Raw genomic sequence first — 22,774 nt, 5'->3', positions numbered from 1 at the left:
GCGGCGCTCGACACCGCCTCGGTGCGGATCGCGTCGTTGCGGTTCGACTGCAGCAGGAAGAAGGCCACGATCGCGACCATCGCCAGGACCGCGATGCCGACCATGACGCCGCCGAAGCCGGAGCCGCCCTTCTCGACGTAGGTGGTCCCGCCGGCGTCGCGCTCGATCACCCGTTCGGTGGTCAGGCCGTCGCTGCGTTCGGTCACGCGTTCGGTCGCCATGTCGTCGTTCTCCGTGGTGTCACCCGGGCGGAAAACACCTTCGGAGCGCGAGCGTTCCGCCTCTGAACGTCATCCCGCGGCTTGTCCGCGGGATGACGAGCTTAGGGAAGGATGGCTCAGGCCCGCCGCGGCGGCACGACGTCGGCGAAGTCGGGGAAGGTCTTCCACTTGGGCTCGACCGCCGGCGCGCCGGCCACGGGCGCGTATTCCGAGTGCGCCTCGATGCTCATCCGCGGGATGTAGCGCGGGCAGTTCGGGAAGATGTCGGTCGGCGTGACCTTCACCAGGAGCTGCGCGCCCGGGATCTCCGCCATCAGCGGGTCGTCGGCGACGACCTCGGCGCGGCCGTTCACCCGCAGGCGCCCGGCCCGCTCGCCCATGGCGATGAACAGCAGGCCCACGTACGGGTTGGCGCGGATGTTCCCCAGGCTCTTGAACATGCCGTTGCCGTCGTAGTCGGGGAACACCAGCAGGTCCGGCGCGGCCACGTGCGCGAACCCCGGCGGCCCGCCCTTGAACGAACAGTCGGGGCGGCCTTCGGCGTCCGCCGTCGCCAGGAAGAAGAAGCTCTGCGCGCCGATGAACGCCGCGTCGCCCTCGGTGAAGCGGTCGTGCGCCAGCCGCTCCTCCAGCCGGTCGGCCAGCGCGCGGCTGCCGAAGGCGTCCTGCAGCGCCCGATTGCCCTCGTGGAACATCGCCATGGCTCGCGCCTCCCCGCACGATCATAGCGCGGAATTGTCGCCCGCGACGCTCTCCGCTACAGACACCGCCCTCATGAGACTTCCCCAGGCCAGGCTCGATCAGGTCCTCGACCGCTTCCGCGAGATCGAGGCGCGCATGGGCGCGGCCACCGACGGGGCCGAGATCGTGCGGCTGTCGAAGGAGCACGCCGAGCTGAAGCCGGTGGCCGATGCGGTCACCACGCTGGAGAAGGCGCGCGCCGAAGAGCCCGAGTTGCGCGAGATGGCCGACAGCGGCGACGCCGAGATGGCCGAACTGGCCCGCGGCGAGCTGGACGCGCTCAAGGAGCGCCTGCCCGAGCTGGAGCGCGAGGTCGCCCTGCTGCTCGCCCCCAAGGACAAGGACGAGAACGCCTCGGCGATGCTGGAAGTCCGCGCCGGCACCGGCGGCGACGAGGCGGCGCTGTTCGCCGGCGACCTCTTCCGCATGTACCAGCGCTATGCCCAGGGCCGCGGCTGGCGGGTCGAGATCGACTCCATCTCCGAGGGCGACGCCGGCGGCTTCAAGGAAATCGTCGCCTCGGTCACCGGCGACGGCGTGTTCGGCCGGCTGAAGTTCGAGAGCGGCGTCCACCGGGTGCAGCGCGTGCCGGCCACCGAGGCGCAGGGCCGCATCCACACCTCGGCCGCGACGGTGGCGGTGCTGCCCGAGGTCGAGGACGTGGAGATCGAGATCCGCGACCAGGACCTGCGCATCGACACCTACCGCTCGTCGGGCGCCGGCGGCCAGCACGTGAACAAGACCGACTCCGCCGTGCGCATCACCCACCTGCCCACCGGCATCGTGGTGACGAGCTCGGAGAAGTCGCAGCACCAGAACCGCGCCCGGGCGATGAAGTCGCTGAAGGTGAAGCTGTACGACATGCAGCGCGAGGCGCTGGACTCGGCGCGGTCCGAGGCGCGCAAGAGCCAGGTGGGCTCGGGCGACCGCTCGGAACGCATCCGCACCTACAACTTCCCGCAGGGCCGGGTGACCGACCACCGCATCAACCTGACCCTCTACAACCTGCCCAAGGTCATCGAAGGCGAAGCCCTCGACGACGTCATCGACCCCCTGATCGCAGAGGACCAGGCCGCCCGCCTCGCGGCCCTGGAAGACGAGTTCGGGTGATCCTCCGCGCCGGCGGGGACCTCCTCGCGCCGCGGCGGGGCCTCAGCGGCGCTTCAACGCCTTGCGGACCCTGTCCCAGCCGCCGCCCAGCAGCCTGCCCAGGCCGTCGAAGCGCAGGCCCACCGTGTCGGCCATCGCCGCCCCGCGTTCGCCCATCGGCTCGGGCGGGCCGGTGGTGGAGTCGAGCGCCGTCTGGTGCTCGATCTCGGCGTTCAGTTCGGCGCCGATCAGCACGATCATCACCGAGAACCAGATCCACAGCATGAAGCCGATCACCGCGCCCAGCGAGCCGTAGACGCGGTCGAGCCCGGCGACGTTGTTGAGATACCACGAGAAACCCGCCGAGCCGCCGATCCACAAAGCCGAGGCGAAGGCCGAACCGGGCGTCAGCCAGCGCCAGCGTGCGCGCTGCCGGCTGGGCCCGTAGCGGTAGGCCACGCTGAAGGCCAGCGTCGCGACGAGGAACACCAGCGGCCAGCGGACGGCCGCCAGCCAGGTGTCGGCCAGGCCGGCCCGCGCGAGCGCGATGGGCGCGGCGACCAGCAGCGCGCTGACGACGGCCAGGAAGACGACCAGCGCCAGGGTGAACCCGTAGGTCAGCGCCGCGCGCACCGCGTAGCTGCGCCGCTCGGTCTCGTCGTAGGCGATGTTGAGGCCGTCGAAGAGCGCCCGCATCCCGGCGCTCGCGCTCCACACCGACAGCAGCAGGCTGGCCACGAAGGCGAACGACAGGCCTTCGCTGTCGGCGCCGGCGAGGCGGATCATCTGCTCGCCGGTCAGCCGGGTCACGTCGGGCGGGAAGACCGCCGAGAGCTGGAGGAGCTGCTTCTCCACCTCGGCGACGTCGGCGAACAGGCCGTAGAGCGAGACGAAGACGCCGACGCCCGGGAAGATCGCCAGCAGCGTGTAGTAGGTGACGCTTCCGGCCACCACGGTCAGCCGGTCCTCGCCGGTCTCCCTCAAGGTGCGCCAGAGGATGTCGACCCAGCCGCGGGGCGGGATCCGCCAGGGCGAGGCGGCCGTGCGGCCGCGGTCCGGCTCCTGCGCCTCGAAGGTCGCCGGGTCGGCCACGGTGCGCCGGCTCATGCCGGGCTCGTCGGGGTCCCCGCCGATCGGACTGCTGGCGACGTCGGCCACCTGAACCCTCCCTCTTCGCCGGATGATCAAACTCGGCGGACGCCGCGGCGTTCCGGGTTGAGCCCGCGCCGCGGTTGCGCCAGAACCGGACCATGAGCGGCCACGTCGCAGCGATCTTCCGGCATCCGGTGAAGGGGTTCACCCCCGAGCCGCTGAGCCATGTCGATCTCGCGCCCGGCGAGGGGTTCCCCGGAGACCGGCTCTGGGCGGTGGAGAACGGGCCGTCGGGGTTCGATCCGGCGGAGCCGAAGTGGACGCCGAAGAAGATGTTCACGGTGCTGGCGCAGATCCCGAAGGTCGCCGCCGCCAGGACCCGCTACGACGAGGCCTCGGGCCTGTTCGTCGCCGAAGCCGAAGGCGCGCCGGCCTTCGCCGGCCGGCTCAGCGAGCCCGAGGGCCGCGAGGGCTTCGCCGCCTGGCTGACCGCCTTCCTCGATCCGGACGACCTGCGCGGGCCGCTGAAGGTGGTGGACGCCCGGGGCGGATTCCGCTTCACCGACCACCCGCTGGGCCAGGTCTCGGTGATCAACCTCGCCAGCGTGCGCGACCTCTCGCAGAAGATGGGCGCCGAGCTCGATCCCCTGCGCTTCCGCGGCAACCTCTACGTCGAGGGCTGGGAGCCCTGGGCCGAGAACGACTGGCTGGAACGCGAGCTGATGGCGGGCTGGGCGAAGGCCTCGGTCTTCTCCCGCATCCGCCGCTGCGCGGCGACCGAGGTGGATCCGACCACCGCCATCCGGGACCTCGAGGTCCCGAAGGCTCTCTTCGACCACTACGGACACATGGACTGCGGGATCTACATCCGGATGACGACGCCAGGTCGCGTCGGCCTGGGCGATGCGATCACCGCGCCTCGGACGGTGACGGCATGACACTGACGCTCGTGAAGGCCTGGACGCAGGCGAAGGCCCGCCTGGAGGCCGCCGGCCTGACGGGTCCCGTGATCGACGCGCGCCTCCTGGTCGAGGCGGCGGCCGACGCCACCCGCGCCGACATCGTCACCGACCCCTATCGCGAGCTCACGCCCGCGCAGGAGGCGAAGCTCGACGACTTCCTGACCCGCCGCGTCGCGCGCGAGCCGGTCAGCCACATCCTGGGCCGCAAGGGCTTCTGGAAGATCATGCTGCAGGTCACGCCCGATGTGCTGACCCCGCGGCCCGACACGGAGACCGTCGTCGAGTATTCGCTCCGCGACTTCCCCGAGGACGCGCCGTGGCGGATCCTCGACCTGGGCGTCGGCTCCGGCGCGATCCTGCTGGCGATCCTGGCCGAGCGGCCGGCGGCCAGGGGCCTGGGCGTCGACATCTCCGAGGAGGCCCTGGCCGTGGCGCGCGACAACGCCGCCTCCCTGGGCCTGACCGGCCGGCTGGCCCTGCTGCGCGGCGACTGGACGGCGGGCCTGGAGGGCGGCGAGTTCGACCTCGTCGTCGCCAATCCGCCCTACATCGCCACCGAGGTCATCGAGACCCTGGAGCCGGAGGTGCGCGACCACGAGCCCCGCCTGGCGCTCGACGGCGGCGCCGACGGCCTCGACGGCTACCGGGTCCTGGCGCCCGAGATCCTGCGCGTGCTGAAGCCCGGCGGCCGCTTCGCCGTCGAGATCGGCTACGACCAGAAGGACGCGGTCGAGGCCCTGTTCCGCGAGGCGGGCGCCGTCTTCGTGACGACGATCAAGGACCTGGCCGACCGCGACCGGGTGGTCGCAGGTGAGAAAAAGACCTTGGAAACGGCGGGCTGACTCGCTACATCAGATCACGTCTCCACCCAAATTCGTCGGTGTTGCAGGTAGATGCGTCCCTAAGCAGGACGCCCGCCCGACCCGACAGGCGCGACGCTTCTCCTCCAAGAAAGGCCTCTCGCTGACGAGCTTCCGGGCGGAAGACGGGGAACACACACGCCTTCGACATCGCTGACCAGGCCGAGGTCGGACCAAGCTGAAGGCCAAGACGCCGCAGGGGCGCTCAAGGAACGAACGGTTTCTTAAGATTATGAGAGATTTCAAGGGTATGAAGCGCCAGCGTGGGCGCAATCGGGGCGGTGGCGGCGGTGGCGGCGGCAAGCCCCAGCAGAACGCCAACCGGGCCTTCGATTCGAACGGCCCCGACGGCGTGAAGGTGCGGGGCAACGCCCAGCACGTCTTCGAGAAGTACCAGCAACTGGCCCGCGACGCGACGTCGTCCGGCGACCGGGTGCTCGCCGAGAACTACCTCCAGCACGCCGAACACTATTTCCGCCTGATCCGCGCCATCCAGCCGAACCGGCCGGCCAGCGAGATCATCGGCCGCGACCAGTTCGCCTCCGGCTACGACATCGACTTCGAGGACGAGAGCGGCCAGGCCGCCGCGGCCGCCGCCGACGAGGCCGCCGCCGAAGCCCCCGAGGTCCGCGAGGACAACGGCGAGACCCGCGACCGCGGCGACCAGAACAGGGATCGAAACCGCGACCGCGACGGCCGCGACAACCGCGACAACCGCGACCGCGGCGAGTGGCAATCCCGGGACCGTGACCGGGATCGTGACCGCAACCGCGACCGCGACCGGGGCGACTGGCAGCCGCGCGACCGCGATCGCGACCGGCCGCGCGACGACCGCGCCCGCGATGAGCGGCCCCGGGACGACCGCCCCAGCGACGACCGCGCACGCGACGACCGCCCGAGGGACGATCGTCCGCGGAACGACGACGACCGTCCGCGCGACCGGGACCGCAACCGCGGCCGCGACCGGCGTGACGAGCGCCCGCGCGACGACGACCGGCCCGCCCGCGCCGAACGCGACCGCGACCGGCCCGAGCGCGACCCGCTGCCCGTCGTCGAGCCGCAGGGCGAGGGCCGCCCGGAAGGCCCGATGCTGCGCGACGCCGACGGCGGCGCCAGCCACGCGCCGGCGTTTCTCCAGGCCGCCCGCCCCGCGCCGGCGCCCAAGGCCACGGCAGCGGCCGACGACGGCGAGGAGAAGCCCAAGGCCCGCCGCCGCCGCGCCCCGCGCAGCTTCGAGGCCGGCGAAGGCGCGCCCCCCAGCGAGAGCGAAGGCGCCTAGGGCGCGCTGCGCGATTCGGGACTCAAGCAGCGCGCTCTGGATTCTTGATTTCGCATCGTTAGCGCCGAAAGCCGGCCGCCGCTTTTCGGCACGATGCTCTAAGGCCCGGATCGCTTCAGGAGGGCCGCCAGCTCGTCCTGCCAGAGCGCCGCCCAGGTGTGGCTGCCGTGCCCACGGGTCTTCTCGCTGGCCGGGATCAGGACGTAGCGCGTCGTCTTCAGCCGCTTCGCCGCCGCCTCGGCCACGCCGAGTTCCGGCGGGTTGATGAAGTCGTCGGCCGAGTTCACCCAGGTCATCGGCGCGGCGATCTTCTCGAGATCCGGCGACGGATCGTAGGTCCGCGAGGCCTGCAGCGCGTAGATCAGGTCGTTGGCGTCGATCGGCGCCACCCGCTTCGGAACCTCCGCCTCGGCCCAGGCATCCACGGCCGCCCCCGTCGGCAACTGGACCTGCATCGGCAGCGGCGACGCGCCCGCCACGATCAGCAGCGACTGCGCGCCGCGGATGCCCTGCACGGGCTGGGCCGCGTAGTCGCCGCCCATCCACGCCGGATCGGTGGTGATCGCGTCGACCGCCAGCTTGCGCCACAGCCGGTTCCGCCCCGCGATCCCGGCCGGCAGGCAGGCCAGCGGCATCAGCGCCTTCGACGCCCGCGGCCACTGCTCGGCCCACATGAAGCCGTGCATGCAGCCCATGGAGGTTCCGAGGATCAGCCGCAGCCGCTCCACCCCGAGCCCCTCGGCCACCAGCGCATGCTGGGCCGCGACCATGTCGCCGTAGTCGTACTTCGGGAACTTCATCCTCAGACCGTCGGACGGCCTGGACGACGCCCCGTGGCCGATGCCGTCGGGCATGACGACGAAGTACTTCGCGGGATCGAGCAGGCCGCCTGGCGCGAACAGCACGTCGGCGAACTGGGGCGCCAGGAACTGGCGGCCGCTTCCGCCCGTGCCGTGCAGCAGCAGGACCGCGTTGGTCACCTTGCCGGCGGCGTCCGTCTTCGGCGTGCCCAGGGTGTAGTAACGGATCTTCAGCTCCGGCAGCGTCTCGCCCGAGCGGAACCTGAAGTCCTTCACCGTGAAGTCGTGCGGCGTCGGCTCGGGCGCCGCCTGGGCGGTTCCCAGCGACAGGATCGCAACGGCCAAGCCGAACAGCAACGCACGCAGCATCGGGAGCACCCTTCCCCACCCTGACCGCTTCGCGGCCTGTCCCTCCCCATTAGGCGAGGGAAGCTAGAACCGGTAGCCCACGCCCAGGCGGAGGCTGCGGCCCGGGAGCGGCGCGATGTCCTTCAGGAACGAGGCGTGCTCGCGCGCTTCGACGTTGGTCAGGTTGTGGGCGTCGAGGAAGACCTTGAGGTCGGGCGTGTCGGCCACCGGCCGCACCACCAGCGAGGCGTTCAGCATCGTGTAGCCGTCGGTGGGCAGCTCGAAGCTGGCCGTGCGGTCCTGTTCGCCCACCTTGTGGACCTCGACCGTCGCGGTCCAGCGGGCGGCGGCATACTCGGCGCGGCCCGTCAGCGACCACGGCGGGATGCGGGCGGCGGGGCCGAAATCGGTCGTGCCGCGGACGTAGTCGGCGGCGCCCTCCAGGCGGAACGAGCGCGCACCGTCCTGCCAGACCCTGAACGCCACCTCGCCCTCGAAGCCGTAGAACCGGGCCCCGCTCCCGACGAAGGCGAACACCGGGAAGCCGGACCCGGCATCGACGGCGCCGGTGGGGACGAGGTCGATGAAGTTGCGGTAGTCGACGTAGAAGCCGTGCAGGTCGACAGTCCAGGGGGCCCGGCCGTAGTGGACGCTGGCGTCGGCCGAGTACGAGACCTCCTTGGCCAGCGTCGCGTCGCCGATCTCGAAGGCGCCGGTCGCGGGATGCGCGCCCAGCGAGGACAGCTCCTCTTCGGTCAGGCCGCGGCTGGTGCGCGAGAGCGACAGCCCCAGGAACCAACCGTCGGCCGGGCGCACGAAGGCGCCGATCGAGGCCGAGAGGTTGGTGAAGTCGCGGTCGGCGCGGACGTTCTTCACCGACTTCGAGTCCAGGCGCAGCCCGCCTTCCAGGCCCCAGGTCTCCTTGTCGAGGCGCTGGAGCGTGAAGACGCCGAACTCGTCGATCTTGCTGGCCGGGATGAGCGCCTCGTCGCCGATGGCGTCGAAGGTGCGGTGCAGACCCTGGACGCCGACAGCCCCCTGCCAGCCGCCGATGTCGCGCTGGACCAGCTCGACGCGGCCCTCCTCGCCCCTGGAGAGGAAGGTCGTGCCCGGCTCAGGCCCCTCGAACTCGGTGTGCCGGTAGTCGGAATAGCCGCCGGCGAAACGGATCTTGCCGAACGGGCCCCAGTCGACGTCGAGCGATCCGCGGGCGTCGACCCGCGTCTGCTTCAGCGCGATGTGGACGTCTTCCTCGGCGGCGCTGCCGTAGTCGCTCTCGGTGCGCTTGATCGCCAGGCCGCCCCAGCCGCCGTCGCCGACGTAGGAGCCGCCGAGCCCGAAGGCCTTCAGGCTGGAGTAGGTGTTGGGGACGTCCCGGCCGTCGCGGGACGGCGCGGGCAGGCCCAGCGAGTCGGCCAGGCGGCGCGACAGGGGCGCGACCGGCACATGGTAGTCGTCGGTCTCGCGGCGCAGGGCGTCCGCCGTCAGCGACCAGCCGTTCCCGAGCCCCGCGCTCAGCGCCGCCGAGCCCTGCCGGCCCTCGTCCACCGTGGAATAGGCGGCCTGGGCCCGGCCGTGGACGCCGTCCTGGTAGGTCGACGGGATGCGCTCGTCGATGATGTTGACGATGCCGCCGATGGCCGAGCCGCCGTAGGCCAGGGCCGACGGTCCGCGCAGCACCTCGATCCGCTCGGCCTCCTGCGGGTCGCTGGCGACCTGGTGGTCGGGCGACAGGCCCGAAGCGTCGATCATCCCGATGCCGTTGGTCAGCACCTGCACCCGCGGGCCCGAGAGGCCCCGGATGACGGGACGGCTCGCGCCGGGGCCGAAGAAGGAGGAGCGGACGCCCGGCAGGTTGGCCAGCACGTCGCCGAGACCGGCCGACGGGGCGAGGTCCAGCGCCTCGCGCTTCACCACGTTCACGCTGGTGGTGGTGGAGTCGAGGGAGACGACGTAGGGCGCGGCCGTGACGACGACCTCAGAGAGGTCCTTGGTCTCGCTGTCGGCGTCCACGCCGTCCGCGGCGTGGGCCGTGCAGGCGAGCAGCGCGAAGACGCTGGCGGCGGCGAAGGGGGAGACGCGGAACATGAGCCCTGCCCGTCGGAAGACCTTGCGGAACGGCTAGAGTGTTATGAAATAACATAACGAGTCGTCAAGCGCCTTGCGTCCGCCGTTGGCGGGCGGGGCGGAAGCGGGGTATTTCTGGGGCATGGCGCACGCCTGCGAGCATCACGACGAGCATCAGCACCACGGCCTGTCGGGCGCGGCGCTGGAAGGCGCGCTGGCGGCGGCGGAGGCGCGGTGCGAGGTCACGCAGGAGCGGCTGACCGCGCCCAGGCGGCGGGTGCTGCGGCTGCTCCTGGCGTCGGACGCGCCGCAGAAGGCCTACGACCTGATCGCCGCCTTCGGCGAGCACGGCGAGCCGGCCAAGCCCCCCACGGTCTATCGCGCGCTGGAGTTCCTGGAGCGCCTGGGCTTCGCGCACCGGATCGAGAGCCTGAACGCCTACGTCCCCTGCCGCATCGAGGGCGCGCATGTGGCGGCGTTCCTGATCTGCGACTGCTGCGGCGAGGCGGCCGAGTTCCAGCCCGACCTCTCGCCGCAGCTCGCCGTCGCGTCAGCCGTCGCCGGCTACGAGGTCCGCGCGGTCACGCTGGAAGCGCGCGGCCTCTGCGCCGGCTGTCGCGGGCGCTGACGCCCTACCAGAAGACGTTGCGGACCACCTGCACGATGCGGCCGGTGTACTGATCCACCAGCAGCGCGTCGTCGCCGACCCGCACCCAGTCGAAGCCGGGCGGCGGCAGCGGCAGGTCGTAGTCCCACGGGTCGATCAGCCAGTAGCCCGGGCCGAACCAGCCGCGCGGCAGGAAGTCGCCGTAGTTCCAGATGCGGACGTAGAAGCCCGCGGGCGGGCGCCAGCCATGGCTGTAGCGGTAGCGGTGCGTGCTGAAGTAGGAGCGCGGATAGCGCCCGTACTCCCAGCGCCGCCGGTCGTCGCCGCGGCGGTCCCAATCGCGACGGTCCCAATCGCGACGGTCGTTGTCGCGGCGGTCCCAGTCACGCCGGTCGTTGTCGCCGCGGCCGTTCCAGTCGCGCCGGCCGTCGTTGTTGCGGTCGCCGTCGCGGCGGACGTCGGGACGCCCGTCGTTGTTGCGATCCCAGTCGCGGCGGCCGTCGTTGTTGCGATCCTGGACGCGGGGCTGGCCGCCGGCGCGGCCGCCGGTCCAGTCACGCCGCTCGCCCCCACCCTGGAAGCGGTCGCCGCCGCCGTTGCGCCGCGGCTCGGCCGCCTGCGGGGCCTGGGGCGCCTGCGGAGCCGGCGGCGCCTCGCGGACGCGCTGGCCGCGGTCGCCGCCGCCCCGATCGCTGCCGCCCCGATCGCTACGGGGGCCGTCGCCACGACCGGCGCGAGCGCCATCGCCACGAGCGCCGTCGCCGCGCTCGCCCCCGGCGCGGAAGGCGTCGCCGCCGCCGCGGGGGCCGGAGCCGTCGCGTTGCGGGCGATCGCGCTGCTCCATGCGCGCGGCGCGGTCGCCTTCGCCCGGCGCCGCAAACGCCGGGACGGCTGCGGCCGCCAGAAACACGACGGCCAGGGCCGTCATCGCCGTTCTCATCTTCGTCTACTCACCCAGGAGGCTCGCCGCCTCTCAGTCCCTTCGCGGGACAGATGCGCAGTCTTTGCGTGAACCGTGCTTGAACGGCGCCGCGCCGGCGGCTTAGTCAGGCGCCGGAGGTGACAATGGCTGCGACGCCGAACGACATCCTGGGCTTCTGGCGCGGCGCCGGCCCGGCCAAGTGGTACGCCAAGAGCGCGAAGTTCGACGACGCCATCCGGCTGCGGTTCGAGCCGGTCCACCACCGCGCCGCCCGGGGCCAGTACGACGACTGGGCGCTGACGCCAGAGGGCGCGCTGGCGCTGCTGATCCTGCTCGACCAGTTCCCGCGCAACCTCTACCGCGAGAGCGCGCACGCCTGGGCGACGGACCCCAAGGCGCGCGCCATCGCCCGCGTCGCCGCCGAGAAGGGCTGGCACCGCGAGGTCGACGCCGAGTTGCGACAGTTCATGCTGCTGCCGTTCGAGCACTCCGAGGACCTGGCCGACCAGGAGTACGGCCTGGAACTCGCCCGCGATCTGGGCGACCCGGACATGCTGAAGTGGCACGAGATCCACCGCGACATCATCGCGCGGTTCGGCCGGTTCCCGCACCGCAATCCGGCTCTCGGGCGCACGACCACCGCCGAGGAACAGGCGTTCCTGGACGACGGCGGCTTCTCCGGCTGAGCCCCCCGGACGGAGGACCTACTCCGGCCTGGTCGGGGCCTTGCCGGTCGCTTCCTCGCCCGGCTTGGCCGCGGCCCTCACCGGCACGTTGCGGCACTTCTTCTTCGGGAGGTTCGAGCCGCTCACCTGGATGGTCTCGCAGACCTTCTTCATTTCAGGCTTGGCTTCGGCCGCCATCTTCGCCGCTTCGCCCGACTGAGAAGCCTCGGGCGCGGCGAACATCACGATGGCCGCGAGTGCGGAAATCAGCATCAGGGTCACACCTGCATCAAAACTGGATCGAGCCGTTTACCGGCCGTCACGCCGCGCGCCAAGCCGCGAATCGACCAACGGTCGGCTGTGTCGCAGACAACGCCTGTGGATGAGGCGGGGATCGCGGCGAATCGCCGATTCCCGAATCACCCCGCTCGCGCGACCTTCGAGCCGATGAACGCCCACGCTGCGATCGTACCGAGCCTCCGCGCGGACGCCGCCCATCCGGAGCGGCAGTACCTGGCCCTGCTCGAGGACATCCTCGAGAACGGCGCGCGGCGCAGCGACCGCACCGGCACCGGCACGCTGGGCGTGTTCGGGCGGCAGATGCGGTTCGACCTGGCCCTGGGCTTCCCGCTGCTGACCACCAAGAAGCTGCACAGGAAGTCGATCATCCTGGAGCTGCTGTGGTTCCTGCGCGGCGACACCAACGTGCGCTGGCTGCAGGAGCGCGGCGTGAGCATCTGGGACGAATGGGCCGATCCCAGCGGCGAACTCGGCCCGGTCTACGGCAAGCAGTGGCGCTCCTGGACGGCGCCCGACGGCCGGGTGATCGACCAGATCGCCGCCGTCGTGGCGGGCCTGAAGGCCAATCCCGACAGCCGCCGCCACATCGTCTCGGCCTGGAACCCGGCCGAGGTCGAGGACATGGCGCTGCCGCCCTGCCACTGCCTGTTCCAGTTCTTCGTCGCCCCAGGCGACAAGGGGGGCGGGAAACTCTCCTGCCAGCTCTACCAGCGCTCGGCGGACGTGTTCCTGGGCGTGCCGTTCAATATCGCGAGCTACGCGCTGCTGACGCTCATGGTGGCCAAGGTCTGCGGCCTGGAGCCCGGCGAGTTCGTGCATACCCTGGGGGACGCGCACCTCTACCTCAACCACCTGGAACAGGCCCGCACGCAGTTGGAGCGCGAGCCCATGCCGCTGCCGGTGATGCACATCGCCGACAAGGACGACCTGTTCGGCTTCGACTACGAGGACTTCAGGCTCACGGGCTACCAGGCGCACCCGTCCATCGCCGCCCCGATCGCGGTGTGAGCGCCGTGGAACGCCCGCTCACGCTCTCGGACGTCGCGGATTCGGCGGAGCGGATCTCCGACATCTACGCCCGCAACCACGCCATCGCCCGCGACGACGACTGGTACATGCTGAAGCTGCAGGAGGAACTGGGCGAACTGGCCCAGGCGCACCTGCGGCTCTCCAGCCGCGGGCGGGGCGAGGCGACCGAGCACGACCGCGCCGACGAAGCCGCCGACGTGCTGTGCCAGCTCCTGCTCTACTGCCGCCGCTTCGACATCGACGTGGACCAGGCCGTGCGGCGCAAATGGCTGAGCTGGCTGGACTCGGCCGCATAGGGCGCTAACTCAGCCCCATGTCTCAGATCATCCTCGCCGCCGGTCCGATCGCGCGCGCCCGCAACGGGGTGATCGGGCGGGACGGGACGTTGCCGTGGCGGCTGCGGACGGACCTGGCGAACTTCCGGGCCGTGACCATGGGCAAGCCGGTGATCATGGGACGCAAGACCTGGGAGAGCCTGCCGAAGAAGCCGCTCGTCGGGCGCACCAACATCGTGCTCTCGAAGGACGGCTCGTTCGAACCCAAGGGCGCGGTGGTGTGCGAGGACTTCGGCGAGGCGGTCTCGATCGGCCGCGAGCAGGCCGAGGAGGACGGGGCGCGCGAGGTGTGCGTGATCGGCGGCGCCTCGCTGTTCGAGCTGGCGCTGTCGCGGGCGCGGCGGCTCTACCTGACCGACATCGACGCCGACATCGAGGGCGACGTGACGCTCTCGCCCATCGACGAGAGCCGCTGGACCGAAGTGCGCGCCGAGCGCCACGAGGCCGGCGAGCACGACGAGTATCCCTTCACGATCCGGGTGCTGGAGCGGCGCTAGTCAATCCACGTCGTCTTCGCTGAGCGCCGGCTCGCTCATGGCCGAGGCCCAGTCGAAGGGACTGTCCTTCGGAAAGCTCCGGATCGGCAGGCGTGTCTCCTTGGCGGCACGGATTCGCGCGAGGCGGTAAGCGCTCGCAACCACATCGCCGATGACCGGCCTGAGACTGGGATTCTCATCGAGGAGCTCCTGGGCCCGGGCCCTTTGCTCAAGGATCGTCAACGCCCAGCTACGCCCCCTGCGGTCGGGCTGATGCTCCCATTTCAACAGGTGAAGCAGCAGAACGATGAGGCGGCTCTTCAGCGTGTCGCGTTCCTGCCGCCCCATGCTCTCGACCTCTTCCAGCAGGTTTTCCCAGTCGAGTTCGTTGACGCTGCGGCGGCGCAGCGCGTCGGCCTGGTCCTGCGTCCAGCCGTAGAAGTCGCGCTCGTAGAGCTTGGTCATGGGGTGGCCTTCCGCCGCGTCCGGGCGATAGTGCCAGAAAAGCGAGCCGGGAGGAAAAGCGCATGGACATCGAACTGGTCTGCGAAGGGCTGGAGTTTCCCGAGGGGCCGATCGCGATGGCGGACGGCTCGGTGATCCTGACCGAGATCAAGGCCCAGCGGCTGACACGGGTGAGGCCTGACGGGACGAAGGAGACGGTGGTCGACACCGGCGGCGGTCCGAACGGCGCGGCCATCGGCCCGGACGGCGCGATCTGGATCACCAACAACGGCGGCTCGTTCGTCTGGCTGGACAACGGCGGCCTGACCATCCCGGGGCCGACGCCGCCGACGCACACCGGCGGCATGATCCAGCGTTTCGACATGACGAGCGGCAAGCTGGAGACCGTCTACGACAGTTGCGACGGCAAGCGGCTGGTGGGCCCCAACGACCTGGTCTTCGACACGTCGGGCGGGCTCTGGTTCACCGACCACGGCTGCTCGACGCCGGACGGGCGCAAGAACGGCGCGGTCTACTACGCCAGGGCCGACGGCAGCCACATCAGCCAGCAGCGCGGACACCTGATCTCGCCGAACGGCATCGGGCTCTCGCCCGACGGGAAGACCGTCTACGTGGCCGACACCCAGCTCGGCCGCCTCTGGGGCTTCGACGTGGCCGAGACGGGCCAGCTCGCCCCCGGCGCCGGGTTCGCGCCCGGCAACGTGATCTGCAACCTGCCGGGCTACCAGTTGCTGGACAGCCTCGCGGTCGAGGCTTCGGGCAAGGTCTGCGTGGCCACGATCATCAACGGGGGCATCACCGCGTTCGACCCGAACGGCACGACCGAGCACTATCCGTTCCCGGACCTGATCTGCACCAACATCTGCTTCGGCGGCGACGACATGCGCACGGCCTGGGTGACGGCGTCCTCGACCGGCAAGCTCTACAAGGCCCGGTGGCCGCGGCCGGGGCTGAAGCTGAACTTCAACGCTTAGCGCACCTCCCCCGCGCGCAGCGGGCGGAGGTGAGTTCAACGCTCGGTGATCGTCACGGAACTGTCGCAAGACCGTGATGACATGGGCTCCCTAGAGGAGATCCGTCCGTGGACAGCGTCGTGCTCATCGCCCTCCTGAGCGCTACCGCCCTCATCGTCATCGTCAGCCTGATCGTCCTGCGCGGGCGCACATCCGGCGCGCGTCGTCGCGGCGGCGACGACGACGGCGCGGCTGCCGCCGGCTCGATCATCATCGCGGCCGGCGCGTTCGACGGCGGCGGCGGCGCGAGCTGCGGCGCCGACGGCGGCGGGAGCTGCTGAGGTCAAAATGGACAAGATCGAGCTGATCGCGATTGCGACCGGGCTTGCCGTGGTCGCCGTCGCGACGGCCGTCGTTCTGATCTTCCCCGCCCTCGGCGGCGACTACCGGAAGAGCACCGAGCCGCCGCGCGGCGACTAGGGCGACTACGACAGCGTCGCGAGCGCGGCGCGGTCGTAGGCCATCAGCTCGCTCTGGCGGCCTTCGCGGACCTTCACGGCCCACTCGGGATCCTGCAGCAGGGCGCGGCCCACGGCGACGAGGTCGAAGTCGCCGCGCTCCAGCATCTCCTCCAGCCGGTCCAGCGACGCAGGCTGGCTCTGCTCGCCGCCCCAACTGGCGACGAACTCGCCGGTCAGGCCGACCGAGCCCACGGTGATTGTCGGCACGCCGGTGATCTTCTTGGCCCAGCCGGCGAAGTTCAGGTCGCTGCCCTCGAACTCCGGCTCCCAGAACCGCCGCTGCGAGCAGTGCAGCACGTCGGCGCCGGCGTCGACCAGCGCGCCCAGCCAGCTCTCCAGCTTTTCCGGCGTCTCGGCCAGGCGGGCGGCGAAGTCCTGCTGCTTCCACTGGCTGACGCGGATGATGATCGGATAGCCGGGCCCCACGGCCTTGCGCACGGCGCGGATGATGTCGGCGGCGAAGCGGGCGCGGCCGGCGATGTCCTTGCCGCCGTAGGCGTCCTCACGGAGGTTCACGCCGTCCCAGAAGAACTGGTCGATCAGGTAGCCATGCGCTCCGTGCAGCTCGATGGCGTCGAAGCCCAGGTCCTTGGCGGCCCTGGCGGCGTCGGCGAAGGCGCGGATGGCGTCGGCGACCTCCTCCGCGCTCATCGGCTGGCCGAACTGCTTGCCGGGGCTGGAGTAGCCCGAGGGGCTGTCGTAGGGGCCCGGCGGCTGCCACGTCTCGCTGCGGGCGCGCACGGCGCCCACATGCCAGAGCTGGGGCGCGATCAGGCCGCCCTCGGCGTGGACGGCGTCGACCACGCGCTTCCAGGCGGCCAGTTCGGCCTCGCCGTGGAAGCGCGGGATGTCGGGGTCGTTGAGCGAGGCCGGCCGGTCGACGCCGGTCCCCTCGGTGACGATCAGGCCCACCTGGTTCTTCGCGCGGCGCGCGTAATAGGCGGCCACGTCCTGCGTCGCCACGCCGCCCGGCGAGAACGAGCGGGTCATGGGCGCCATGACGATACGGTTCGGCAGCTTGAGGCCCTTCAGGTCGAAGGGCTGGAAGAGAACGTCGGACGCCATGCGATCCCCTGGAGCGTGGTTTTCAAACGACTGTTTAGCGGAGCGGCGCGCGGCGGCCAGCGAGAAAAGCTGGCGCCGGCCTCAGCGGGTGTTGAGCGCGGCGCGGCGGGCGAGCGCCTCGGGCGGCCACTGGGTCTGCATGTCGTAGTAGATCTCGAAGGCCGGCGTGTCGGCCGGCAGGGCCACCCACGGCAGCTTCGAGCGCGTGAAGATGTGGGCGTCGGGCGGGATGGCGGCGCGGTCGTCGAGCGTGGTGGCGCGCAGGAAGCTCATGACCTTGCGGTCGCCGTAGTCGGACCAGAGCGTCGTGCCGCAGGCCGTGCAGCGGTAGACGAGGTGCGGCCGGCCCGAATCCGTGGGCATGGCGGTCGGCCCGATCTCGCCCGACAGCACCTGGATCCGGTCGGTCTCGATGATCGCGTTGATGACGAACGCCGAGCCCACCTGCCGCTGGCAGTCGGTGCAGTGGCAGCAGTTCGTGAACATGGGTCGCGACGCCAGCCGGTAGCGCACCGCCCCGCACGCGCACCCTCCTTCGAGCCTGCTCATGCTTTCCTCCCGCCCCATGCGATCCCCTTGTTTCAGCCCGGGGAAGTTGACGCCAGCGTCACCTTTCTTGACTCCCTCTGCCGCGAAGATCATCGTCCGGGCTGACGTAGTGCGGGCGTTCGAACCCGCAGCCAGGAGGATGAGCAGATGGACGACGCCTCGATCGACCTGCACCGCGCCGCCCGCGACGCGGCCTATTCGATGCCGATCGACAAGATCGATCCCGCCGATCCGGAGCTCTTTCGGACGGACACCATGTGGCCGTACTTCGAGCGGCTGCGGAAGGAAGACCCGGTACACTGGGCCGAGTCCGAGTTCGAGGACGTCGGCGGCTACTGGTCGGTGACGAAGTACAACGACATCATGGCGATCGACACCAACCATCAGGTGTTCTCGTCCGACCCGACGATCGTGCTTCCCGATCCGGCGGAAGACTTCAACCTGCCCATGTTCATCGCCATGGACCCGCCGAAGCACGACGTGCAGCGCAAGACCGTGAGCCCGATCGTGGCCCCGCAGCACCTGGCCTACCTCGAGCCGATCATCCGCGAGCGGTCGGCGGCGATCCTCGACAGCCTGCCGATCGGCGAGCCGTTCGACTGGGTGGACAAGGTCTCCATCGAACTGACGACGATGACGCTCGCCACCCTGTTCGACTTCCCCTGGGAAGACCGCCGCAAGCTGACCCGCTGGTCCGACGTGGCGACGGCGGGCCCGGACAGCGGGCTCTTCTCCTCCAGCGACCCCGAGGTCGCCGAGCAGGAGCGCCGCCAGGAGCTGTTCGAGTGCGTCGACTACTTCATGCGCCTCTGGAACGAGCGCGTGAACGCCCCGCCGCAGCCCGACCTGATCTCGATGCTGGCCCATGGCGAGTCCACGCGGAACATGGACCGCATGGAATACCTCGGGAACCTGATCCTGCTGATCGTGGGCGGCAACGACACGACGCGGAACACCATCTCGGGCTCGATCCTGGCGCTGAGCCAGAACCCGGACCAGGAGCGCATCCTGCGCGCCGACCCGGAGAAGATGATCCCGGCCATGGTGTCGGAGACCATCCGCTGGCAGACGCCGCTGGCCTACATGCGCCGGACGGCGCTGGAGGACTACGAGATCGGCGGCAAGACCATCAAGAAGGGCCAGAAGGTCGCCATGTGGTACGTCAGCGGCAACCGCGACGAAGACGTGATCGAGCGGCCCAACGACTACTGGATCGAGCGGCCGCGGGTGCGCCAGCACCTGTCGTTCGGCTTCGGCATCCACCGCTGCGTCGGCAACCGCCTGGCCGAGCTGCAGCTCAAGATCATCTGGGAGGAGATCCTCGCCCGCTTCCCGCGGATCGAGGTGATGGGCCCGCCGCGCCGGGTGAACTCGTCGTTCGTGAAGGGCTACGAATACCTGCCGGTGATCATTCCGACCCGGAATTGACGCGGCCCCCGCCCTGGGCTTCCATCCCGGCCATTCAGGTCGGGGTGGGCGCCAGGGAGGATGAAATGTCCAAGGTTTCGATCATCGCCATCGTCGCGGCCGCCGCGGCGCTGAGCGCGCCGGCTTACGCCGCCGACAAGCTGTCCGCGCACCTGGGCGGCGCCGGCTCGGCCGACAGCGACGGCGCGGGCCACGCCAGTTTCACGATCGACAGCGCCAAGAACGAGGTCTGCTACCAGCTCAGCGTCGAGAACATCCAGCCGGCGACCATGGCGCACATCCACGTCGGCGCGGCGGGCGTATCGGGCGGGGTGGCCGTGCCGCTCGCCAAGCCGGACGCCGCCGGCAAGAGTTCGGGCTGCGCGACGGTCTCGCCCGACGTGGTGAAGGCGATCCTGGCCAACCCGGCGGGCTACTACGTCAACGTCCACAACGCCGAGTTCCCGGGCGGCGCGATCCGCGGCCAGTTGTCGAAGTAGGCTAGCGCGGCTTCGTCGGCGTGGCGCTGGCCGCGGGCTTCGCGGCCGGCGTCGCCGCTTTCGCGGGAGGTGTCGGGGGCTTCGCGCCTTGTGTCCCGGGCTTCGCGGCCTGTGTCCCGGGCTTCGCGCCGGGCGCCGGCGGCGGCAGGACCGGCGCGAGCGGCTGGGCCGGCGGGTCCCACGAGCCCATCAGGCGGATCACCACCTTGGCGACGCTGTCGGCCGAGAGCACCGCGCCCTGCCCCGCGCCCTCGCAGATCACGCGATAGGCGGCGTAGGTGTCAGAGGACTCGTCGGCCGGACCCCACTCCGGGTTCGGGTTCACCTTGCTGACGAGAAGCGCGCCCGACCGGGAGAAGGCCGTGAACTCGCGCCAGCGCGTGCGCTGGGCCTGGCAGTCGTACTCGGTCAGCGTGCGGACGTAGCCCGGCTGCGGCGGGTCTCCCGACAGGATGTTGCGCTGGACACGCACGTCCCAGGCCTTGCGGACCGGGCTGCCGGCCACGCGCTCGACGCCCTCCGGGTCCATCACCGACCAGGCGTCCGGGCTCGACTGGATGACGTAGAAGATGCGCGCGCAGGCCGGCGCCGCGGCAAGCGCCACGGCGGCGAAGGCAAGGCTGGCGAGGGCGCGGCGGCTGTTCACGGACGCAAGCTTAGCCCGCACCCGTTAACGGCGCCTACCGCGTTTGATTCACGTCCCCTTCAGGCTCGCCCCCCGCACGAGGCCTCGCGAGGCGGTCCCAGGCCCGGACCGTCAGAGCCCAAGCACCATCTTGGCCATGATGTTGTGCTGGATTTCGTTGGAGCCGGCGTAGATCGAGGTCTTGCGGTAGTTGAAGTAGTGCGGGGCGACGGTGGCCGCGTAGTCGGGGCCGGCGCGGAAGGTGTTGCCGCCGGGGCGGAGCATCTCCCAGGTGTCCTGCACGAAGGGCTGGGCGTAGACGCCGGCGGCCTCGAGCGCGAGCTCGGTGATCGCCTGCTGCATCTGGGAGCCTTCCAGCTTCAGCATGGACGACACGGCGCCCATGGCGTCGCCGTTGGCGCGGCCGGCGAAGATGCGCAGCTCGGTGGCGTTCAGCGCCTCGACCTTGATCTCGACCTCGCTGAGCTTCTTGCGGAAGTCGGGGTCGCTCATCATCGAGCCGCCGCCGTCGGCGCGCTCCAGGTTGGCGATCGTGCGGACCTTCTTCATCTGCGCCGAAAGGCCCGGCGCGTAGGCGTTGCCGCGCTCGAACTGCAGCAGGTACTTGGCGTAGGTCCAGCCCTCGCCTTCCTTGCCGATGCGGTTGGAGACCGGCACGCGGACGTTGTCGAAGAAGGTCTCGTTGATCTCCTGCTCGCCTTCGGGCGGCCCGTCGAGCGTCGGGATCGGCCGGATGGTGATGCCCGGCGTGCGCATGTCGATCAGGAGGAACGAGATGCCCTTCTGGCGGATGTCCTCGTTCGAGGTGCGCACCAGGCAGAACATCCAGTCGGCCCACTGGGCCAGGGTCGTCCACGTCTTCGACCCGTTCAGGACATAGTGGTCGCCGTCGCGCTCGGCCTTCAGCGCCAGCGAGGCGAGGTCGGAGCCCGAGCCCGGCTCGGAGTAGCCCTGGCACCACCAGACGTCGGTGGAGAGGATCTTCGGGAGGTGCTGCTTCTTCTGCTCGTCGGTGCCGAAGGCCATCACGACGGGCGCGCACATCTTCAGGCCCATGTTCGACGTCGACGGCGCGCCGGCCAGCGCCATCTCCATGTCGAAGACGTACTTCTTGCCGAGGCCCCACCCGGTGCCGCCGTACTCCTCCGGCCAGTCGGGCGCGATCCAGCCCTTGTCGCCGAGCCGCTTCAGCCAGCGGACCTGGGCCTCCTTGTCGAGGTGGTTGTTCTTCGACTGGGCGAGCTTGGCCCGCATGTCGTCGTCGAACGCTTCGGCGATGAAGGCCCGGACCTCGTCGCGGAACGCGAGATCCTCAGGGGCGAAGTCCAGGTCCATCGTGTCGTCTCCCAGTCTGTCTACGCCTTCAGCCCACGCCGTCCAGCAGCTCGACGTCCGGCCGCCCGGCCAGCACGCCGGCGAACTTCGGCCCGGCGGCCTTGAAGTACTCGGTCTGGCCGTGGACGGAAACCGCGTCCTGGTCCTTGTAGAGCTCCAGGACCTTGTACTCCTGCGGGTCCTTCCGGCTCTTGGTGAGCTGGTACATCAGGTTGCCCGGCTCATTGGCGCGGACCTGCTTGGCCAGCTCGGTGAAGAAGGCCTCGAACTCGGCGTTCTTGCCTTCCTGGATCTTCATCGTGGCCACGATACCGACCGACATCTTCCATCCCTCCAACGACTGTTTGAACGGACGGTAGAGAGGCGGGCGCGGACGGGCAAGGCTGACGTCGCGCCAACCGCCGCTGCTATGGGGGCGCAGGTCCTTTAGCGGCGCTCGTTCCAGCCGTAGGCCACCCAGTGGTGGCCGCCCTGGTGACGGGCTTCGATGATGTCGCTGCCGCGGGCGCGGGCGCGCACCGTGCGGCGGGCGCGGAGCGCGAGGCCCGAAAGCGCCAGCAGGAGCGAGCCCACGATCGCGATCACCGCCACCGTGGCGGCGGCGAAGACGGCGAGGACGGCCCCCACGACCACCGCGGCGGCGGTGGCGAGCGTGGCGAGGACGGCGGCAAGGCTGCGAAGGGCGGAACCCGGATTCGCGGCGAAGTCCTTGACCAATTTCGAGCTCCTCAGCGGCGCCTGGGCGTCCGAGAAAGACCTATGTCAGCACAGCGGTTCCAGCCGTCAACCGTGGATGCGGCGCGCGGCCGAATTTGGGCGGTCATGCCGCGCCGGCGCGCGCCATCGCCGCGCGCTCCCGCTGGATGGTGGTGAAAGCCGCGTTGATGGCCGACGCCTTGGCCTCGGCCACCTCGACGAACTCGTCCGGGAGGCCGCGGGCGCGGACCCGGTCCGGATGGGCTTCGGAGAGCTGGCTGCGCCACGCGGCTCGCACGGCCTCGTCGCCGGCGTCGGGCGCGACGCCCAGGATCACATAGGGGTCGTCGTTGGCCGCGCCGAGGTGAACGGCCTTCAGGCGCCGGAAGGTGAGCGGCGAGAGCCCGAAGAGCTCGCCGACCCGCTCCAGGTACGCCAGTTCGTCGGCGGTCACCACGCCGTCCGAGGCGGCGATGTGGAAGAGGCCGTCCAGCACGTCCTCCAGCAGTTGCGGGCAGGCGCCGTAGCGCTTGCGCAGGCGCCGCGCGTAGCCTTCGAAGCCGCGGGTGGTCTGGCGGGCCAACTGGTAGAGGCGGCGGATCGCGCCCTCGCTGCCCGCCTCGGCCTGGAAGATCGAGTGGAAGGCGTCGTACTCGGCGGCCTGCGCCTCGCCGTCGGCCTTGGCGAGCTTGGCCCCGAGCGCCGTGACCGCCGTCGAGAAGGCCGGATCCTCGCCCGGCAGACCGGGCGGGCAGACGTCGCATTCCGCCTCGTCGACCTTGCGCGCCGCAAGGCCGGCAATCTTGCGCCAGAAGGACAAGGGCTGTTTCAGGAGGTCTCTTCC

Annotated in this window: 29 protein-coding genes; 14 read left to right on the top strand and 15 right to left on the bottom strand. The window is 70.6% G+C overall.

Annotation, left to right across the window (positions count from 1 at the left end; genetic code table 11):
- Together JNL41_RS06385 and JNL41_RS06380 are read right to left on the bottom strand one after the other, a co-directional pair.
- Nucleotides 1–221, bottom strand: a 221-nt coding sequence (locus JNL41_RS06385) for a hypothetical protein (protein WP_293473441.1), incomplete at its 3' end; no start/stop codon positions are given.
- A 116-nt stretch (nt 222–337) separates the two neighbouring features.
- Nucleotides 338–922 carry a pyridoxamine 5'-phosphate oxidase family protein gene (locus tag JNL41_RS06380; RefSeq protein WP_293473440.1) on the bottom strand — a complete coding sequence of 195 codons (585 nt, stop codon included), beginning with the start codon at nt 920–922 and terminating at the stop codon, nt 338–340.
- 73 nt (nt 923–995) lie between these two features.
- Between JNL41_RS06380 and prfA the strand changes: the two genes are divergently transcribed.
- Nucleotides 996–2,072: a peptide chain release factor 1 gene (gene prfA, locus JNL41_RS06375; RefSeq protein ID WP_293473439.1), complete on the top strand. Its 1,077-nt coding sequence runs from the start codon at nt 996–998 to the stop codon at nt 2,070–2,072.
- 42 nt (nt 2,073–2,114) lie between these two features.
- Here prfA and JNL41_RS06370 read toward each other — a convergent pair whose 3' ends face one another.
- Nucleotides 2,115–3,209 (bottom strand): YihY/virulence factor BrkB family protein, encoded by a 1,095-nt coding sequence (locus JNL41_RS06370; RefSeq protein WP_293473438.1) that lies wholly within the window; start codon nt 3,207–3,209, stop codon nt 2,115–2,117.
- Nucleotides 3,210–3,301: 92 nt separating this feature from the next.
- Here JNL41_RS06370 and JNL41_RS06365 point away from each other — a divergent pair, with 92 nt between their 5' ends.
- From JNL41_RS06365 to JNL41_RS06355, 3 genes are all read left to right on the top strand, one after another.
- Nucleotides 3,302–4,081: an MOSC N-terminal beta barrel domain-containing protein gene (locus JNL41_RS06365; protein ID WP_293473437.1), complete on the top strand. Its 780-nt coding sequence runs from the start codon at nt 3,302–3,304 to the stop codon at nt 4,079–4,081.
- Nucleotides 4,078–4,947: a peptide chain release factor N(5)-glutamine methyltransferase gene (gene prmC, locus JNL41_RS06360; protein WP_293473436.1), complete on the top strand. Its 870-nt coding sequence runs from the start codon at nt 4,078–4,080 to the stop codon at nt 4,945–4,947. The genes JNL41_RS06365 and prmC overlap by 4 nt, the downstream gene beginning before the upstream one ends.
- 250 nt (nt 4,948–5,197) lie before the next feature.
- Nucleotides 5,198–6,244: a DUF4167 domain-containing protein gene (locus tag JNL41_RS06355; RefSeq protein ID WP_293473435.1), complete on the top strand. Its 1,047-nt coding sequence runs from the start codon at nt 5,198–5,200 to the stop codon at nt 6,242–6,244.
- A 98-nt stretch (nt 6,245–6,342) separates the two neighbouring features.
- On the opposite strand, the gene JNL41_RS06350 is transcribed toward JNL41_RS06355, so the two are convergent.
- Nucleotides 6,343–7,413: an alpha/beta fold hydrolase gene (locus JNL41_RS06350; protein WP_293473434.1), complete on the bottom strand. Its 1,071-nt coding sequence runs from the start codon at nt 7,411–7,413 to the stop codon at nt 6,343–6,345.
- A gap of 63 nt (nt 7,414–7,476) precedes the next feature.
- The gene (locus JNL41_RS06345) at nt 7,477–9,480 is read right to left on the bottom strand and encodes a TonB-dependent receptor (RefSeq protein WP_293473433.1); all 2,004 of its coding nucleotides are present in this window, start codon (nt 9,478–9,480) and stop codon (nt 7,477–7,479) included.
- A gap of 121 nt (nt 9,481–9,601) precedes the next feature.
- Between JNL41_RS06345 and JNL41_RS06340 the strand changes: the two genes are divergently transcribed.
- The gene (locus JNL41_RS06340) at nt 9,602–10,087 is read left to right on the top strand and encodes a transcriptional repressor (RefSeq protein WP_293473432.1); all 486 of its coding nucleotides are present in this window, start codon (nt 9,602–9,604) and stop codon (nt 10,085–10,087) included.
- Between the two features lie 4 nt (nt 10,088–10,091).
- Here JNL41_RS06340 and JNL41_RS06335 read toward each other — a convergent pair whose 3' ends face one another.
- Entirely contained in the window at nt 10,092–10,994 is a 903-nt protein-coding gene (locus JNL41_RS06335) for an RcnB family protein (protein WP_293473431.1), read from the bottom strand.
- A gap of 137 nt (nt 10,995–11,131) precedes the next feature.
- Here JNL41_RS06335 and JNL41_RS06330 point away from each other — a divergent pair, with 137 nt between their 5' ends.
- On the top strand, nt 11,132–11,674 hold the full coding sequence (locus JNL41_RS06330) for a DUF924 family protein (protein ID WP_293473430.1): 543 nt from the start codon (nt 11,132–11,134) through the stop codon (nt 11,672–11,674).
- A gap of 18 nt (nt 11,675–11,692) precedes the next feature.
- Here JNL41_RS06330 and JNL41_RS06325 read toward each other — a convergent pair whose 3' ends face one another.
- A complete protein-coding gene (locus JNL41_RS06325) occupies nt 11,693–11,926 on the bottom strand; it encodes a hypothetical protein (protein WP_293473429.1) in 234 nt (77 codons plus the stop codon).
- Nucleotides 11,927–12,100: 174 nt separating this feature from the next.
- Between JNL41_RS06325 and JNL41_RS06320 the strand changes: the two genes are divergently transcribed.
- Genes JNL41_RS06320 through JNL41_RS06310 form a run of 3 tightly spaced genes read left to right on the top strand, consistent with a single transcriptional unit; the run spans nt 12,101 to nt 13,814 of the window.
- A complete protein-coding gene (locus JNL41_RS06320; protein ID WP_293473428.1) occupies nt 12,101–12,961 on the top strand; it encodes a thymidylate synthase in 861 nt (286 codons plus the stop codon).
- On the top strand, nt 12,958–13,278 hold the full coding sequence (locus JNL41_RS06315; protein WP_293473427.1) for a phosphoribosyl-ATP pyrophosphohydrolase: 321 nt from the start codon (nt 12,958–12,960) through the stop codon (nt 13,276–13,278). The genes JNL41_RS06320 and JNL41_RS06315 overlap by 4 nt, the downstream gene beginning before the upstream one ends.
- Nucleotides 13,279–13,295: 17 nt before the next feature.
- A complete protein-coding gene (locus JNL41_RS06310; protein ID WP_293473426.1) occupies nt 13,296–13,814 on the top strand; it encodes a dihydrofolate reductase in 519 nt (172 codons plus the stop codon).
- Here the strand turns inward: JNL41_RS06310 and JNL41_RS06305 are convergent, their stop codons facing one another.
- Nucleotides 13,815–14,258, bottom strand: coding sequence for a DUF29 domain-containing protein (locus tag JNL41_RS06305; protein WP_293473425.1), 444 nt, complete (start codon nt 14,256–14,258; stop codon nt 13,815–13,817). It abuts the gene before it with no gap.
- 62 nt (nt 14,259–14,320) lie between these two features.
- On the opposite strand from JNL41_RS06305, the gene JNL41_RS06300 reads away from it, so the two are divergent.
- From JNL41_RS06300 to JNL41_RS06290, 3 genes are all read left to right on the top strand, one after another.
- Nucleotides 14,321–15,232 carry an SMP-30/gluconolactonase/LRE family protein gene (locus JNL41_RS06300; RefSeq protein WP_293473424.1) on the top strand — a complete coding sequence of 304 codons (912 nt, stop codon included), beginning with the start codon at nt 14,321–14,323 and terminating at the stop codon, nt 15,230–15,232.
- 107 nt (nt 15,233–15,339) lie between these two features.
- Nucleotides 15,340–15,552, top strand: coding sequence for a hypothetical protein (locus JNL41_RS06295; protein WP_293473423.1), 213 nt, complete (start codon nt 15,340–15,342; stop codon nt 15,550–15,552).
- A 7-nt stretch (nt 15,553–15,559) separates the two neighbouring features.
- A complete protein-coding gene (locus tag JNL41_RS06290; RefSeq protein WP_293473422.1) occupies nt 15,560–15,691 on the top strand; it encodes a hypothetical protein in 132 nt (43 codons plus the stop codon).
- 5 nt (nt 15,692–15,696) lie between these two features.
- On the opposite strand, the gene JNL41_RS06285 is transcribed toward JNL41_RS06290, so the two are convergent.
- Together JNL41_RS06285 and JNL41_RS06280 are read right to left on the bottom strand one after the other, a co-directional pair.
- A complete protein-coding gene (locus JNL41_RS06285; protein ID WP_293473421.1) occupies nt 15,697–16,797 on the bottom strand; it encodes an NADH:flavin oxidoreductase in 1,101 nt (366 codons plus the stop codon).
- 81 nt (nt 16,798–16,878) lie between these two features.
- A complete protein-coding gene (locus tag JNL41_RS06280; RefSeq protein WP_293473420.1) occupies nt 16,879–17,346 on the bottom strand; it encodes a GFA family protein in 468 nt (155 codons plus the stop codon).
- Nucleotides 17,347–17,493: 147 nt separating this feature from the next.
- On the opposite strand from JNL41_RS06280, the gene JNL41_RS06275 reads away from it, so the two are divergent.
- Nucleotides 17,494–18,774 carry a cytochrome P450 gene (locus tag JNL41_RS06275; RefSeq protein WP_293473419.1) on the top strand — a complete coding sequence of 427 codons (1,281 nt, stop codon included), beginning with the start codon at nt 17,494–17,496 and terminating at the stop codon, nt 18,772–18,774.
- A 65-nt stretch (nt 18,775–18,839) separates the two neighbouring features.
- The gene (locus JNL41_RS06270; RefSeq protein WP_293473418.1) at nt 18,840–19,253 is read left to right on the top strand and encodes a CHRD domain-containing protein; all 414 of its coding nucleotides are present in this window, start codon (nt 18,840–18,842) and stop codon (nt 19,251–19,253) included.
- Between the two features lies 1 nt (nt 19,254).
- Here the strand turns inward: JNL41_RS06270 and JNL41_RS06265 are convergent, their stop codons facing one another.
- The 5 genes from JNL41_RS06265 to JNL41_RS06245 form a co-directional block, all read right to left on the bottom strand.
- Complete coding sequence (locus JNL41_RS06265) at nt 19,255–19,899, bottom strand: surface-adhesin E family protein (RefSeq protein WP_293473417.1); 645 nt, start codon at nt 19,897–19,899, stop codon at nt 19,255–19,257.
- A gap of 111 nt (nt 19,900–20,010) precedes the next feature.
- Nucleotides 20,011–21,234: an acyl-CoA dehydrogenase family protein gene (locus tag JNL41_RS06260; RefSeq protein ID WP_293473416.1), complete on the bottom strand. Its 1,224-nt coding sequence runs from the start codon at nt 21,232–21,234 to the stop codon at nt 20,011–20,013.
- Nucleotides 21,235–21,262: 28 nt separating this feature from the next.
- Entirely contained in the window at nt 21,263–21,556 is a 294-nt protein-coding gene (locus JNL41_RS06255; protein ID WP_293473415.1) for a putative quinol monooxygenase, read from the bottom strand.
- Between the two features lie 104 nt (nt 21,557–21,660).
- Nucleotides 21,661–21,951: a hypothetical protein gene (locus JNL41_RS06250; RefSeq protein WP_293473414.1), complete on the bottom strand. Its 291-nt coding sequence runs from the start codon at nt 21,949–21,951 to the stop codon at nt 21,661–21,663.
- A 103-nt stretch (nt 21,952–22,054) separates the two neighbouring features.
- Nucleotides 22,055–22,750 (bottom strand): DnaJ family molecular chaperone, encoded by a 696-nt coding sequence (locus JNL41_RS06245; RefSeq protein WP_293473413.1) that lies wholly within the window; start codon nt 22,748–22,750, stop codon nt 22,055–22,057.
- Between the last annotated feature and the right edge of the window lie 24 nt (nt 22,751–22,774).

Origin of the sequence: Phenylobacterium sp. (assembly GCF_016793285.1) — a bacterium.
In the GTDB taxonomy this organism is placed as follows: domain Bacteria; phylum Pseudomonadota; class Alphaproteobacteria; order Caulobacterales; family Caulobacteraceae; genus Phenylobacterium.
This window is presented reverse-complemented; position numbering and strand designations above follow the sequence as displayed.

Excerpts from the sequence above, each read along its gene's own strand:
- JNL41_RS06325 (WP_293473429.1), bottom strand. The coding sequence starts at position 11,926 with ATGCTGATTTCCGCACTCGCGGCCATCGTGATGTTCGCCGCGCCCGAG.
- JNL41_RS06345 (WP_293473433.1), bottom strand. The coding sequence starts at position 9,480 with ATGTTCCGCGTCTCCCCCTTCGCCGCCGCCAGCGTCTTCGCGCTGCTC.
- JNL41_RS06275 (WP_293473419.1), top strand. The coding sequence starts at position 17,494 with ATGGACGACGCCTCGATCGACCTGCACCGCGCCGCCCGCGACGCGGCC.
- JNL41_RS06300 (WP_293473424.1), top strand. The coding sequence starts at position 14,321 with ATGGACATCGAACTGGTCTGCGAAGGGCTGGAGTTTCCCGAGGGGCCG.
- JNL41_RS06380 (WP_293473440.1), bottom strand. The coding sequence starts at position 922 with ATGGCGATGTTCCACGAGGGCAATCGGGCGCTGCAGGACGCCTTCGGC.
- prmC (WP_293473436.1), top strand. The coding sequence starts at position 4,078 with ATGACACTGACGCTCGTGAAGGCCTGGACGCAGGCGAAGGCCCGCCTG.
- prfA (WP_293473439.1), top strand. The coding sequence starts at position 996 with ATGAGACTTCCCCAGGCCAGGCTCGATCAGGTCCTCGACCGCTTCCGC.
- JNL41_RS06285 (WP_293473421.1), bottom strand. The coding sequence starts at position 16,797 with ATGGCGTCCGACGTTCTCTTCCAGCCCTTCGACCTGAAGGGCCTCAAG.
- JNL41_RS06305 (WP_293473425.1), bottom strand. The coding sequence starts at position 14,258 with ATGACCAAGCTCTACGAGCGCGACTTCTACGGCTGGACGCAGGACCAG.
- JNL41_RS06310 (WP_293473426.1), top strand. The coding sequence starts at position 13,296 with ATGTCTCAGATCATCCTCGCCGCCGGTCCGATCGCGCGCGCCCGCAAC.
- JNL41_RS06330 (WP_293473430.1), top strand. The coding sequence starts at position 11,132 with ATGGCTGCGACGCCGAACGACATCCTGGGCTTCTGGCGCGGCGCCGGC.
- JNL41_RS06280 (WP_293473420.1), bottom strand. The coding sequence starts at position 17,346 with ATGAGCAGGCTCGAAGGAGGGTGCGCGTGCGGGGCGGTGCGCTACCGG.
- JNL41_RS06340 (WP_293473432.1), top strand. The coding sequence starts at position 9,602 with ATGGCGCACGCCTGCGAGCATCACGACGAGCATCAGCACCACGGCCTG.
- JNL41_RS06335 (WP_293473431.1), bottom strand. The coding sequence starts at position 10,994 with ATGACGGCCCTGGCCGTCGTGTTTCTGGCGGCCGCAGCCGTCCCGGCG.
- JNL41_RS06290 (WP_293473422.1), top strand. The coding sequence starts at position 15,560 with ATGGACAAGATCGAGCTGATCGCGATTGCGACCGGGCTTGCCGTGGTC.
- JNL41_RS06270 (WP_293473418.1), top strand. The coding sequence starts at position 18,840 with ATGTCCAAGGTTTCGATCATCGCCATCGTCGCGGCCGCCGCGGCGCTG.
- JNL41_RS06320 (WP_293473428.1), top strand. The coding sequence starts at position 12,101 with ATGAACGCCCACGCTGCGATCGTACCGAGCCTCCGCGCGGACGCCGCC.
- JNL41_RS06260 (WP_293473416.1), bottom strand. The coding sequence starts at position 21,234 with ATGGACCTGGACTTCGCCCCTGAGGATCTCGCGTTCCGCGACGAGGTC.
- JNL41_RS06350 (WP_293473434.1), bottom strand. The coding sequence starts at position 7,413 with ATGCTGCGTGCGTTGCTGTTCGGCTTGGCCGTTGCGATCCTGTCGCTG.
- JNL41_RS06365 (WP_293473437.1), top strand. The coding sequence starts at position 3,302 with ATGAGCGGCCACGTCGCAGCGATCTTCCGGCATCCGGTGAAGGGGTTC.
- JNL41_RS06355 (WP_293473435.1), top strand. The coding sequence starts at position 5,198 with ATGAGAGATTTCAAGGGTATGAAGCGCCAGCGTGGGCGCAATCGGGGC.
- JNL41_RS06255 (WP_293473415.1), bottom strand. The coding sequence starts at position 21,556 with ATGTCGGTCGGTATCGTGGCCACGATGAAGATCCAGGAAGGCAAGAAC.